This is a genomic window from Leifsonia sp. Soil_N53 (assembly GCF_057655165.1).
The window spans coordinates 23,256-36,026 of record NZ_JBDGMM010000062.1 but is presented as its reverse complement, the minus strand read 5'-3'; the positions used below and the strand labels follow the sequence as shown (position 1 = coordinate 36,026).

General features: G+C 69.1%; 12 protein-coding genes. 1 reads left to right on the top strand and 11 read right to left on the bottom strand.

Annotated features, from left to right (window positions below; all coding sequences use genetic code 11):
* Positions 1-6: 6 nt before the first annotated feature.
* The 5 genes from AC3A3H_RS11435 to rpsL all read right to left on the bottom strand — a co-directional run bounded on the left by AC3A3H_RS11435 (position 7) and on the right by rpsL (position 6,039).
* Complete coding sequence (locus AC3A3H_RS11435) at positions 7-1,482, bottom strand: choice-of-anchor L domain-containing protein (RefSeq protein ID WP_487614685.1); 1,476 nt, start codon at positions 1,480-1,482, stop codon at positions 7-9.
* A gap of 202 nt (positions 1,483-1,684) precedes the next feature.
* Complete coding sequence (gene tuf / locus AC3A3H_RS11430) at positions 1,685-2,878, bottom strand: elongation factor Tu (protein ID WP_487614684.1); 1,194 nt, start codon at positions 2,876-2,878, stop codon at positions 1,685-1,687.
* A 114-nt stretch (positions 2,879-2,992) separates the two neighbouring features.
* The gene (gene fusA / locus AC3A3H_RS11425; protein ID WP_370054603.1) at positions 2,993-5,107 is read right to left on the bottom strand and encodes an elongation factor G; all 2,115 of its coding nucleotides are present in this window, start codon (positions 5,105-5,107) and stop codon (positions 2,993-2,995) included.
* Positions 5,108-5,194: 87 nt separating this feature from the next.
* On the bottom strand, positions 5,195-5,665 hold the full coding sequence (gene rpsG, locus AC3A3H_RS11420) for a 30S ribosomal protein S7 (RefSeq protein WP_179604991.1): 471 nt from the start codon (positions 5,663-5,665) through the stop codon (positions 5,195-5,197).
* Positions 5,665-6,039: a 30S ribosomal protein S12 gene (rpsL, locus tag AC3A3H_RS11415; protein WP_055913929.1), complete on the bottom strand. Its 375-nt coding sequence runs from the start codon at positions 6,037-6,039 to the stop codon at positions 5,665-5,667. The genes rpsG and rpsL overlap by 1 nt, the downstream gene beginning before the upstream one ends.
* A 411-nt stretch (positions 6,040-6,450) precedes the next feature.
* Here rpsL and AC3A3H_RS11410 point away from each other — a divergent pair, with 411 nt between their 5' ends.
* Positions 6,451-7,236 (top strand): WecB/TagA/CpsF family glycosyltransferase, encoded by a 786-nt coding sequence (locus tag AC3A3H_RS11410; protein ID WP_487614683.1) that lies wholly within the window; start codon positions 6,451-6,453, stop codon positions 7,234-7,236.
* Here AC3A3H_RS11410 and AC3A3H_RS11405 read toward each other — a convergent pair.
* The 6 genes from AC3A3H_RS11405 to pilM all read right to left on the bottom strand — a co-directional run bounded on the left by AC3A3H_RS11405 (position 7,221) and on the right by pilM (position 12,764).
* Entirely contained in the window at positions 7,221-8,279 is a 1,059-nt protein-coding gene (locus AC3A3H_RS11405; RefSeq protein ID WP_487614682.1) for a hypothetical protein, read from the bottom strand. The genes AC3A3H_RS11410 and AC3A3H_RS11405 overlap by 16 nt on opposite strands.
* A gap of 80 nt (positions 8,280-8,359) precedes the next feature.
* A complete protein-coding gene (locus AC3A3H_RS11400; RefSeq protein ID WP_487614681.1) occupies positions 8,360-8,851 on the bottom strand; it encodes a DUF6121 family protein in 492 nt (163 codons plus the stop codon).
* 33 nt (positions 8,852-8,884) lie between these two features.
* The gene (locus AC3A3H_RS11395) at positions 8,885-10,069 is read right to left on the bottom strand and encodes a hypothetical protein (RefSeq protein WP_487614680.1); all 1,185 of its coding nucleotides are present in this window, start codon (positions 10,067-10,069) and stop codon (positions 8,885-8,887) included.
* A 100-nt stretch (positions 10,070-10,169) separates the two neighbouring features.
* The gene (locus tag AC3A3H_RS11390) at positions 10,170-10,919 is read right to left on the bottom strand and encodes a hypothetical protein (protein WP_487614679.1); all 750 of its coding nucleotides are present in this window, start codon (positions 10,917-10,919) and stop codon (positions 10,170-10,172) included.
* A gap of 1 nt (position 10,920) precedes the next feature.
* A complete protein-coding gene (locus AC3A3H_RS11385) occupies positions 10,921-11,715 on the bottom strand; it encodes a PilN domain-containing protein (RefSeq protein WP_487614678.1) in 795 nt (264 codons plus the stop codon).
* Complete coding sequence (pilM, locus tag AC3A3H_RS11380) at positions 11,712-12,764, bottom strand: type IV pilus assembly protein PilM (protein WP_487614677.1); 1,053 nt, start codon at positions 12,762-12,764, stop codon at positions 11,712-11,714. Before pilM ends, AC3A3H_RS11385 begins: the two co-directional genes overlap by 4 nt.
* Between the last annotated feature and the right edge of the window lie 7 nt (positions 12,765-12,771).

Genomic DNA, 12,771 nt, shown 5'->3' with positions numbered 1-12,771 from the left:
GCGAACTCATGCACAGGAACGGGGGCGTCGCGATCGCACGAGGAGACCGAGACAGAGGACCGCCGCACCGGCGGCGGCGGCGCCGATCGCCAGCGACGCAAGCGGGCCGACGTCGACGGTGGCGCCGGTACCGGCGAGAGCGCGCGAGCGCTCCGTCACAGCCACCGGCCCCGGCGGGAAGACCGGAACAGTGCGGCCGGCGACGGCCGGCACGGGCCGGCTGACGACGTCCAGCGTCACGGTGGCGGATGCGCTCGTCCGGCCCTCGATGGTCGCGGTGTAGACGAATGAGTCGGCTCCGAGATGCGCCGGGTCGCTCCGGTAGCTGCGGTGCACGCCCTCGCCGCTGAGGACGCCGTGGGACGGCTCCGCCACGACGTCGATCCGTACGGACTCGTCCTCCGGAGCAGAGCCGTCTGCAGCGGAGGCGACCAGCGTTATCGGCGTGTCCTCCCCCGCGAACGCGGTGTAACGCAGGTCCCGCACGGTCGGAGTGAGCGACGCGTCCTCGACCACCTCGATGTCCACCCGGAACGGGCCGGCGGTGGAGTGACCGTCGCTGACCGTGTACTCGAAGGCGTCCGCCCCGGTGAAACCCGCTTCGGGGCTGTAGACGCCGCCGGGGCCGGACGAGCGGAACGTGCCGTGAGCCGGCTCGGCGACGATCGCGTACGTCAGCGCGTCGCCGTCCGGGTCCGTGCCGGGGAACTCCACCGAGGCGGACGACCCCGCCGCCAGGGTGAACGCGAGATCGGCCGCCGACGGCGGATCGTTCGACACGACGCCGCCCACGGCCAGGAGCACGACCGAGTCGAGGATCGCGTCCGAGACATCCGCGATCACGAGCTTGACGTGATTCTGCTCGTGCGCCGCAACCGGAGCGACGCAGCGCAGCGGGACGGTGAAGCCGTTGAGCGCCGTGTCGACCGAACCTGCCGTGTTGTCGACGAACAGTTCCGCGTTGCTGCCCGCGTTCACCGAGTCGACACTGACCGGCGCCTCCCCGATGACCGCGCAGTTCGCCCCGTTGACGAAGAAGCCGAACACATCGTTGAAGCCCTTGCCGACCCAGTCGTTGTATTCGGCCGAGCCGAACACGTAGTCGATCGAGAGGGATGCCGACGTCGGTACGACATCGAACTCCAGGACGGCCGCGTCCCGGGTCCGGCCAGCTGCCAGGGCCGCGGCGTCCTCGTCTCCCGGGGTGTCCAGCCGCGTCGACAGGCTGCGCCCGTGCGGGCCGGGAATCCCTGCGACCTGACCGGTGCTGAGCGCGACGACCGAAGCGAGACCGAGCGCGTCCATCCCGGCGACGGAGCCGATCGCGCGCGGGTCACCGGTGAACCGGATCCCCGAGGTGGTGACGCCCTCGCCGACGAGCTGCTCGACGAAGGACTCGACCGAGGCCGTCGTCCCGTCCGTCACCCTGTCTGCCGGCTCACCCAGCGCCGCCGGCCCGGCGAGCGTGAGCGGCGCCGCCACGAGCGTGAGACCTCCGATCGCGGCGGCGATACGGGTCGGAAAGGAGCGAGAGCGATTCGAAGACACAGGGGAACTACCTTAGGTGTGAGATGAAACCCCCAATATTTATCACATCTTCACCGCACCGCCAAACGACGAAGGGCCGGACCCTCGCGGGTCCGGCCCTCAGCCGAAATGCCTGCCCGGTGGACCGGGCGGGGACTTACTTGTTGATCTTGGTCACCGTACCGGCGCCCACGGTGCGGCCACCCTCACGGATGGCGAAGCCGAGGCCCTCCTCCATGGCGATCGGCTGGATGAGCTCGACCGACATGTCGGTGGTGTCGCCGGGCATGACCATCTCGGTGCCCTCGGGCAGCGAGATGACGCCGGTGACGTCGGTGGTACGGAAGTAGAACTGCGGGCGGTAGTTCGTGTAGAAAGGGTTGTGACGGCCACCCTCGTCCTTGGACAGGATGTAGGCGGTGCCCTCGAAGTTGGTGTGAGGGGTCACAGAACCCGGCTTCGCGACGACCTGGCCGCGCTCCACGTCCTCGCGCTTGGTGCCGCGGAGGAGCAGACCACAGTTCTCGCCGGCCCAGGCCTCGTCGAGCTGCTTGTGGAACATCTCGATACCAGTGACCGTGGTCTTCTGCGTCGGGCGGATGCCGACGATCTCGACCTCGGAGTTGATGGCGAGGGTGCCACGCTCGGCGCGACCGGTGACGACGGTGCCACGACCGGTGATCGTGAAGACGTCCTCGATCGGCATCAGGAACGGCTTGTCCTTGTCGCGGATCGGGTCCGGGATCGAGTCGTCCACGGCCTCCATGAGGTCGAGGATGGACTGGGTCCACTTCTCGTCGCCCTCGAGAGCCTTGAGGCCCGAGACGCGCACGACCGGAGCGTTGTCGCCGTCGAAGTTCTGGCTGGAGAGCAGCTCGCGGACCTCGAGCTCGACGAGCTCCAGGATCTCCTCGTCGTCGACCATGTCGGACTTGTTCAGCGCGACGAGCAGGTACGGAACGCCGACCTGCTTGGCCAGGAGCACGTGCTCGCGGGTCTGAGCCATCGGGCCGTCGGTGGCGGCGACCACGAGGATCGCGCCGTCCATCTGAGCGGCACCGGTGATCATGTTCTTGATGTAGTCGGCGTGACCCGGGGCGTCAACGTGCGCGTAGTGGCGCTTCGGGGTCTCGTACTCGACGTGCGAGATGTTGATCGTGATACCACGCTGACGCTCTTCCGGAGCCGAGTCGATCGACGCGAAGTCGCGCTGCACGTTGGTCGCCGACGGGTACTTGTCTGCAAGCACCTTGGAGATCGCCGCGGTGAGCGTCGTCTTGCCGTGGTCGACGTGACCGATGGTTCCGATGTTCACGTGCGGCTTAGTCCGCTCGAACTTGGCCTTAGCCACTGTGGTCCTCCTCAGGACTCTCGTGCAGACACCCCGGTCGACGGATTTCGACCGGAGGGTCTACGGGATTGGTTTCTTATGTTACGGGATGTTGCCTGGGAGCAGTGACCGAGGTCACTCGCCCTTGCTCTTCTGGACGATCTCGTCGGCCACAGCCTTCGGGACCTCCGCGTAGCTGTCGAACTGCATCGAGTACACCGCGCGGCCCGAGGTCTTGGACCGCAGGTCGCCGATGTAGCCGAACATCTCGGACAGCGGGACGTTGGCGCGGACGACCTTGACGCCGCTCGCGTCCTCCATGGACTGGATCTGCCCACGGCGGGAGTTGAGGTCGCCGATGACGTCGCCCATGTACTCCTCCGGCGTACGCACCTCGACCGCCATGAGCGGCTCGAGGAGCACCGGGTTCGCCTTGCGCGCAGCCTCCTTGTAGGCCATCGAGCCGGCGATCTTGAACGCCATCTCCGAGGAGTCGACGTCGTGCGAGGCGCCGTCGACGAGGATCGCCTTGACCCCCACCGTCGGGAAGCCGGCGAGCACGCCGACCTGCATCGCGTCCTGGATGCCCGCGTCGACCGAAGGGATGTACTCGCGCGGGACGCGACCACCGGTGACGGCGTTCACGAACTCGTACGAGGTCTCCGGGGTCACCTCGAGCGGCTCCAGGGTGATCTGCACCTTAGCGAACTGACCGGAACCACCGGTCTGCTTCTTGTGGGTGTAGTCGTACTTCTCCACCGTGCGGCGGAGGGTCTCGCGGTAGGCCACCTGCGGCTTGCCGACGTTGGCCTCGACGTTGAACTCGCGCTTCATGCGGTCCACGAGGATGTCGAGGTGCAGCTCGCCCATGCCCTTGATGACCGTCTGACCGGTCTCCTGGTTCTGCTCGGTGCGGAACGTCGGGTCTTCCTCCGCGAGCTTCTGGATGGCCGTGCCGAGCTTCTCCTGGTCGGCCTTGGTCTTCGGCTCGATGGCGACCTCGATGACGGGCTCCGGGAAGGTCATCGACTCGAGGACGACCTGGTGGTCCGGATCGCTCAGGGTGTCACCGGTGGTGGTGTCCTTGAGGCCGATCACCGCGTAGATGTTGCCGGCGGTGACGAAGTCGACCGGGTTCTCCTTGTTGGCGTGCATCTGGAAGATCTTGCCGATGCGCTCCTTCTTGCCCTTGGTCGAGTTCACGACACCGGCTCCGGAGTCGACGCGGCCCGAGTACACGCGGACGTAGGTCAGGCGACCGAAGAACGGGTGCACGGCGACCTTGAACGCGAGCGCCGAGAACGGCTCGGTGGCGTCGGCGTGGCGCAGGATGACCTGCTCCTCGTCGCGCGGGTTGTGCGCCTCGATGGCGGGCACGTCGAGCGGCGACGGCAGGTAGTCGATCACGGCGTCGAGCATCGGCTGGACACCGCGGTTCTTGAACGCGGAGCCGCAGAGGACCGGGTAGATCTCGTTGTTGACCGTGAGCTTGCGGATGGCGGCCTTGATCTCCGGGATGGTGATCTCTTCGCCACCGAAGAACTTCTCGAGCAGCGCGTCGTCGGTCTCGGCGACGGTCTCGAGCAGACGGTTGCGGTACTCCTCGGCCTTCTCCTGAAGGTCGGCGGGGATCTCCTGGACCTCGTACTTGGCGCCCATGGTCACATCGCCCTTGGCGTCGCCCGGCCAGACCAGCGCGCGCATCTCGACCAGGTCGACGACGCCGACGAAGTCGGACTCGGAGCCGATCGGGAGCTGCATCACCAGCGGCTTGGCGCCGAGGCGGGAGACGATGGTGTCGACGGTGAAGTAGAAGTCGGCGCCCAGCTTGTCCATCTTGTTGACGAAGCAGATGCGCGGGACGACGTACTTGTCGGCCTGACGCCACACGGTCTCCGACTGGGGCTCGACGCCCTCCTTCGCGTCGAAGACGGCGACGGCACCGTCGAGGACGCGGAGCGAGCGCTCCACTTCGACCGTGAAGTCGACGTGACCCGGGGTGTCGATGATGTTGATCTGGTTCTTGTTCCAGAAGCAGGTGACCGCGGCGGACGTGATGGTGATGCCGCGCTCCTTCTCCTGCTCCATCCAGTCGGTGGTCGAGGCGCCGTCGTGCGTCTCACCGATCTTGTGGTTGACGCCCGTGTAGAACAGGATGCGCTCGGTCGTGGTGGTCTTGCCGGCATCGATGTGGGCCATGATGCCGATGTTGCGGACCTTGTTGAGGTCGGTGAGCACGTCCTGTGCCACAGGGATTCCTCCGAAAAGTAGAAAGTGGAAGGGGTGCCGCCCGGGCGCGGCACTCCATAGAGTGCAACGCCCGGACGACGAAAAGTGTTACCAGCGGTAGTGGGCGAAGGCCTTGTTCGACTCGGCCATCTTGTGCGTGTCCTCGCGGCGCTTGACCGCGGCGCCCAGACCGTTGGACGCGTCGAGGATCTCGTTGGTGAGACGCTCGGTCATCGTCTTCTCACGACGGCCCTTGGCGTAGCTGGTGAGCCAGCGCAGCGCCAGCGTGTTGGCGCGGTGCGGCTTGACCTCGACCGGCACCTGGTAGGTCGAGCCACCGACGCGGCGGCTGCGGACCTCGAGGGTCGGGCGGATGTTGTCGAGCGCCTTCTTGAGCGTCGCGACGGCGTCCTGGCCGGACTTGGTGGAGACACCCTCGAGCGCGTCGTAGACGATGCGCTCGGCGAGGCCCTTCTTGCCGTCGAGGAGGATCTTGTTGACGAGCTGGCTGACGACCGGCGAGCCGTACACCGGGTCGGCGACGACGGGGCGCTTCGGAGCGGGACCCTTGCGAGGCATTACTTCTTCTCCATCTTCGCGCCGTAGCGGCTGCGAGCCTGCTTGCGGTTCTTGACGGCCTGGGTGTCCAGAGCGCCGCGGACGATCTTGTAACGAACGCCGGGCAGGTCCTTCACACGGCCACCGCGGACGAGCACCATCGAGTGCTCCTGCAGGTTGTGGCCCTCACCGGGGATGTACGCGGTGACCTCGGTCCCGTTCGAGAGCTTGACGCGGGCGACCTTGCGGAGCGCGGAGTTCGGCTTCTTGGGGGTGGTGGTGTAGACACGGGTGCACACGCCGCGCTGCTGGGGGTTGGACTTCAGGGCGGGGGCCTTGGTCTTGGTGACCTTCGGCGTCCGGCCCTTCCGAACCAACTGCTGAATGGTTGGCACTGAACTTCTCCTTATATGGACTGCACGGTGACAGTTGTTGCTTTTTCCCGCACCCCGAGCGACCCGCTTCGCGGGCGATCGAGGAGTTGGGAGTATCGGACCGATGGCCGATATGCCGTGGGGGCGGTGATTCCGTGCGGTCTCTCCGCCCATCGGATGAGTACGTGCCGGCCCGCTCGGTGTCAGCTCTCGCGAGCACACAACAAGCGCGCGTCAGAGCGCACACCCGATAAATACTATCGTCCGCGCGGTGGGCGGTCAAATGAACGGGGGCGTGATAGCGCGTTGTCCGCGGAGGGCGAAACGGCCAAGGCCCCGCGGCTCGCTGTCGGCGAATCCTCGGGTGATTCTCGCCGGGGTGCGCCGCGGACTTCCGGCTGACATCCGTTATACATATGCCACTGTGGCGGGGTGCAGACCTTCGAACGCGCCGTCCTGGGCGGCCTCAAGCTCGACCGTGCGGACCTCGACCAGTCCAGCCGCCACGTCATCGACCTGGCACGCGCGGACGGCGGGATCGTCGTCACCTCCAACGTCTCGATCTCGCGGCACCTGCGCACGGTGGGCCTGCCGGAGCTGGAGGCGCAGACCTCGTTCTGGACCGTCGACGGCGTCCCGCTCACCTGGTTGCTGCGGATCGCCGGCAAGGGGCCGTTCCCCCGCGTCACGGGCACCGACCTCATGAACGCCGTCATCGAGCACCCCGCGGCGGCGGACCTGCGCGTCGGCATCATCGGCGCGGCCGCCGTCGAGGCCCAGCGGTTCTACCGTGGGAGCGGCCACGCCCACGTGCATGGGGCCGACCTCCCGTTCGCCGAGCCGGGCAGTCCCGCGCTGATCGACGCAGCGAGCGCATTCATCGAGCGGGTCCGGCCGCACGTGCTGTTCGTCTGCCTGGGCTTCCCCAAGCAGGAGCGCCTGATCCTCGAACTGCGCAGCAGGCACAGCCACGGCATCGTCTTCATCGGGGCCGGGGCGGCCGCGCAGATGAACACGGGGCACTTCCCCCGGGCGCCGCACCTGATGCGCCGGCTCGGGCTGGAGTGGGTGTGGCGGATGGGCCAGGACCCGTCCCGCCTGGTCAAGCGCTACCTCCTGCAGGACCTGCCGTGGCTGGTCGGGATGATCCCGATCGCGCTGGCCGAGCGGGTGCGGAGCCGTCGTGCGCGGCCGGGCCGGCGTCAGGCGCCGGCCTGACCTCCGGTGGCGTCGTCCGAGATCAGCGGGGTGAAGAGCGCCCCGCCGCCGTCGAACGTGAGGATGCCGCGGTAGCCGAAGCTCCACGGATCGGTGTAGCCCTCGCCCGTCGCGCCGTCGGACCTTCGGGTGAGCGTCGCCTCCGCCGAGATGCTGCCGGAGGTGCTCTCGACCGCCCAGCCTCCCGTCGCCCACACCGGGTCGATCGACACGTCCGGCCGTGTGTGCAGCTGCCAGCGGACGTTGCTGATGTCGTCCCCCGGGCTGTCGGCGAAGGTGCCGAACGGGCAATGGGCCGGCACCGCGTCCCGTGAGGCGACGCACCCGTCCAGCCAGGCGTTGATCGCGGTGCGCGCGGCCGACTGGCCGTCGTCGTTGAGCCGGGCGGTGAACACCGTGGGCGTGATCGCGCGTCCCGCCGGGGTGGCCGTGATGTCACTCACCGGCACGTCGAAGTTCTTGCTCTTCGATGTGAGCTCGACGGGATAGGTGCCGGGGAGGGCGCGGAGGGTGACGTCCGTGGCCAGCGGCATGTCCGCCGGCTTCACCCCCGCGACCGTGTACGTGATCCCGGCGGGCCCCTCGACCATGAGGTCCACGGTGTCCGGCTCGATGCGACCCAGGCGCCAGAACGGCAGGCCGGGGAGGCCTCCGGCCTTCTCGACCACGAACGAGCGATCGTAGCTGCGGCCGCCCTGGGTGATCTGGGCCTGAACGGTGGTCGTGGCGCCGCGGGTGACCGGCGACTCGATCGTGAAGGCGCTGATGCGGTCGGTGATCTTCGAATACGCCGTGTCGTTGAGCAGCACGTCGCCGCTGTTCGCCCGGATGCCGGCCAGCTTCATCGCGGCCGTGGCCCGGCCGTGCTCGAGGTCGCCCAGGTACTGCGCGACCAGGGTGCGCGGGAGGTTCTGCAGCGCGACCACCGCCGACACCGAGACCGTGACGCCGGCGGCAGTGACGAGGAGGGTCACGACGGCGACGAGGGCGAGGATCCACCGTGTGGCATGCGAACGCGGGCGGTCGGCGGGAGTGACGGACATCGGGACCTCTCTTTCGGGCTCCCGCAGTGTATCGGCCGGGGGTGGACCGGCGCGTCCACCCGTTCGGGTCACCCGGTCAGTCACTCGTCGTCGGGTTGCTCCCACGGCCAGCGCGGCCGCCCGCGCTGGCGGAAGCGGCCGACGAGCACGAGCTGGTAGAGCAGCATGACGACGACGGCCGCGACTCCCACCGCGATGGCGTAGAGGCTGGCGAGCTGTCCGGCGGCGAACAGGGCGAAGTGGAGCAGGTCGCCCGTCGCGAGCGCGCCGGCCACTCCCCCGGTCAGGCAGTACGCGAGGTAGCACGCCAGACCGGCGCCGAGCGCGTTGAGCGGTGCGATGCGCTGCTGCTCCCCCGGCACGCGGATCCCGGTGCGGATCAGGAGGACGAGGAGCACGGCGACGGCGACGCCCGCCATGATCGGCCCGACCAGCGGCCCGGCGGACCGATCGGGGATCACCTCGGTGTCCGTCCCGAGCGAGATCAGGCCGAACGCGGCGACGAGGACCGCGAGGTAGAGCCCGGCGGCGAAGCACGCGACGACGATCGCGTAGGCACGCTCCTCACGCATGCGAGCCTCCTCGACTCGGCGTTGGCCCTGCGGTCAGTACACCTGCGCGTACGCGTTGGCGGCCTGGTTCTGGACGTCCGCGAGCTGCTGCTCGTAGTCCGCCTGCGCCTCGGCGTTGCGGGCCTTGAGCTTGCGTCCGCGCCCGGCAAGCCAGGCACCCGTCCAGATCGACATCTCCCGCGCTATGACGCCGGCGAGGACCGCGAACGGGCTGACCCAGGCGCGGCTCAGCACGAGGGCCTGCTCGTCCGCGTTGCGCTGCCAGAAGCGGGCGTCCACGAGCCCGGCGCCGATGTAGACAAGGTAGACGAAGATCGCGACGACCAGGCCGCCGAGGATGTACCCCCACCAGCGCGCCCGGTTGATGATCTGGATGAGCACGACCATCCCGACGAAGAAGGCGACGATGGGCGCCCAGCCGGACAGCTGCGAGGTGAAGTACTGGGTGAGGACCGGCAGCAGCTCGCTGCTCGGCGTCAGCATCGCGCCGACGACGACCAGGGCCGCGGCCCAGAGGACGGCGAACGCCACGGTCCCGACGAGGGCGATGAGGATGCCGACGCCGCGGTTGCTCTTTCGCTTGGGCGGCTCCGGGCGCTGCAGGAAGATCGGCGCGACGGGCTGCGGGATGAATGGGGGCGGGACCGGTGTGGGCTGCACGGGCGCTGCGGTGGCCTCGCCCGGCTGGGGTGCGGCCTGCTGCTGCGCGGCCTGGTCGGCGGCCTGCTGCTGCGCGGTCGCCTGCTGGGCGGCCTCCCCCGCGACGATGACCGGCGTGGCGGACTCCACGGGAGATGCGGTGTCGACCGTGGCCTCACCGGCGGCGGTGGCTCCGGGCTCACCGGCCGAACGCGCGACGGCCGCCGCGACGTCGTCGGGCGAGGAGGTGACGGGCTCGGGCTCGATGGCCGGGGCGGGCGGGGTGGCGGCGTCGGCGGGCTCCTCGGCGGGCTCGGCGGCGTTCGCGTCGTCGGGCTGGTTGAGGTGACCGCGAGCGGACACCGGCGCGGACGGCGGCACCTCCATGTCGGGGTCGGTGTCGTGCGGCTCGCCGGTCGACGACCCGGCGGCCTCGGGCTGAGCGGCCGGCTCGGCCGCAGCCGACGCGGCAGGCGCGGTGGCGGGCTCGGTGGCCGGCTCCGCGCCCGGTTCCGTGCCCGGCGCGACGGACCCCGCGTCGTCCCGCTTCTCGGCGGGTTCCGGTGTCGTGTCGCTCATGCTGGCACTCCTCGCTGCGCCCCCGATGGGCACCTCTCGATGTGGTGCCCACTGTAGCAACGGGGAACGCGGCGGCGAGGGAGGTGCTGCGGGTAGGCGGCTACTTGGAGGGAGTGGGGGTGGGGGTGGCCTGGGATGCGTTGGCCAGGACGTAGACAAGGCCCTTGATCGTGTAGCTCACCTGCGTCGCCGTTGCGGCCGCCCCTCCGCCCGCCGCCGCGGGAGCCTGATTGTCCTCGCTGCCGGAGAATCCCGTGACCAGAATGAGCCGCTTGCCGTGCTGCAGCGCGCCGAGGAACGCGATGGCGCCGTCGGTCGTCCCCTTGACGCTGATCGTGATCGGAATGGCGACGAAGTTGCCGGCGGTGATCAGAGAGTTGGTCGTCGTCTTCGGCGCCTGTGGCGCGGCCGGCGCGGGGGCCGCCGTGGGAGTGGCCGTCGGCGACGGCGAGGGCGAGGAGGTGTTCGTCGCTTGAGGCGTCGCGTCGACCGGAGCCGCCGGCGGCGTGTACGCGACCGGGTCGGAGGGGTCGACGCCCGAGATGGTCTCGCCCGTCGACGCCGCAAGCGCGTGGAGATCGGACACGAATATGTCGAGCGATCGTGTCGAGGGGATCGACTGCTGGAGGTCCGCCAACTGGCCCTTGAACTGATCGATGTTGGCGTAGTCCTTCTTGAGCTGCTGCAGCTGGACCTCGCTCACATGATTGGCCGAGGCGATCTGTGTGGTCTGGCCGGCTGCTGTCGCCGCGGCGGTGAGCTGGGGCTGCACCCCGAGGAGGTAACCGAGGCCGATCACGACCGCGATGGCGAGGCCGACGCCCGCGATGACGAGACGCTGCTTGTCCATGTCACTTTCCCTTCGGTGCGAAGCGGCCGTCGAAGGCCGACTCGTCCAGGTGCATGATCGCCGAGGCCGTGTATCCCGACTGGTCGAGGGTGATGGATCCCGGAGAGACGTCGGCGACCGACGGCAGGGTGGCGAGTCGGGCGAGCCAGGCCGACACCTCATCGAGGTTTGTGGAGCGCACGTCGATGGTCACCGTGGCGACTCGCGCGCCCTCGAGGGGGACCGTCGACTGCAGGTAGGCGGCCAGAGGGGATGCAGAGTCGATCGTGATGCCGGTGAGCGACAGGCCACCGCCGATCGTGCCCCGCACCTTCGTGAGGAACGCGGTCCAGTCAACCTCGGTCGACGCCCCGACCTCTTGGCCGGCCTTCGCGAGCGCGATCTGGCTCTGAATCTGGCGGACGCCGACATACTTCGTCTGCTGGGCAGCCAGATCGGTGGTCTGCTGCTGCGCCGAAGCGAGAGTGGCGTTGGCCTGCACTGCGATGAAGGTGCTCCCACCGATCGCTCCCGCGACGACGATCATCACGATGACTAGCGCAAGGACCAGGCGGCGGGCGATCGCATCGTGGCGCCGCGAGGTCTTCACTTCGGGAGGGAGAAGGTCGACCCTGGGCTCTCGCTGCAGAGCCGATGGTCCCGGAGGCGTGGCAGGGGCCCTGCCCTTCGCGGCGGCCCTGCCCTTCGGCTTGGGCGCGGCACCGGAGGGCGCCGTGGCCTTGGTGGACCGGCGGGCGCGCTTGCCGCCTTCGGGCTCGGGCGCCGAGTCACCCTGGCGCGTCAGTTCGGTTGTCATGCCGCCTCACTTCCAATCGCCAGTCCGAGGGCGACGGTGATCGCCGCCTGGTCATGACGCAGTCGCTGTGCGTCGAGGCCGCGGGAGAGCGCGACCGAAGTGAACGGGTCGCCCAGAGCTGCCGGGACCCGGGTGTAGTCCGCCACCGCGGAAGCGAAGCCGGCGAGTTGGGAGCCGCCCCCAGTGAGCATCACTCCGGCGACCGGATGGGTCGGCCGGGTGTTGGAGTAGTACGAGATCGTGTTCCGCAGGCTCACGAGGAGGTCGGACACGATCTCCAGCAGGACGGTGGCGACCGCTTGGCCCTCGACGGCGGACGGGTCCGGTGCGATCCCGTGCGTGCGCTTCAGACGCTCTGCCTCCTCCGGCGTGACGCCCAGCCTCGCCGCGAGGCCGGCCGTCTGGTCCGAGCCGCCCGCCGCTATGATCCGGACGAACTGCGGGACGCCGTCGGCTGCGACGACGACCGTAGTCGTGCTGGCGCCGACGTCCACGAGGGCGATCGTCCCCCGTACGCGGGGTCGGGCGAGCAGTAGCCTGTCGAGCGCGAACGGGATGAGGTCGACCTCCACCGGGGTGAGCCCCGCGGCTTGGACCGCCTTGACGTTGCCGACGACGGCGTCCTTGACAGCCGCGATGAGCAGGCCGTGCGTCATCGGTCCGTTCTCGGTCATCGACTCGGAGACGGGATAGAAGTCGAGCAGCGCGTCCTGCACGGGCACCGGGAGCATCTCCTGCGCGACGAACGGGAGGGACTCCCGGATGCGCTGGCGCGACGCCGTGGGGACACTCAGGTCGCGGGCGAGCACCCGCTGGTTGCCCATCCCGAGCACCACCTTGCGGGTCTTGAAGCCGCCGATGCTCCAGAGCTGCTTGAGCAGTCCGCCGACGGTGTTCGGCTCCAGCACCTCGCCGCGGCTGACCGCGCCCTCGGAGAGCGGGAGCTCTGCGTAGCGCAGCAGGGTCGGCCGGGGCTTGCCGGGGTCGCCGAGCTCGACGGCGCGGATCATCGTCGATCCGATGTCCACACCCACGATCGTCTTAGCCATCGAGCTG

Bases quoted from the DNA above. Each gene is read 5' to 3' on its own strand.
- AC3A3H_RS11405 (WP_487614682.1), bottom strand. From the start codon at position 8,279: ATGTCCGTCACTCCCGCCGACCGCCCGCGTTCGCATGCCACACGGTGG.
- AC3A3H_RS11400 (WP_487614681.1), bottom strand. From the start codon at position 8,851: ATGCGTGAGGAGCGTGCCTACGCGATCGTCGTCGCGTGCTTCGCCGCC.
- AC3A3H_RS11390 (WP_487614679.1), bottom strand. From the start codon at position 10,919: ATGGACAAGCAGCGTCTCGTCATCGCGGGCGTCGGCCTCGCCATCGCG.
- AC3A3H_RS11395 (WP_487614680.1), bottom strand. From the start codon at position 10,069: ATGAGCGACACGACACCGGAACCCGCCGAGAAGCGGGACGACGCGGGG.
- pilM (WP_487614677.1), bottom strand. From the start codon at position 12,764: ATGGCTAAGACGATCGTGGGTGTGGACATCGGATCGACGATGATCCGC.
- AC3A3H_RS11385 (WP_487614678.1), bottom strand. From the start codon at position 11,715: ATGACAACCGAACTGACGCGCCAGGGTGACTCGGCGCCCGAGCCCGAA.
- rpsG (WP_179604991.1), bottom strand. From the start codon at position 5,665: ATGCCTCGCAAGGGTCCCGCTCCGAAGCGCCCCGTCGTCGCCGACCCG.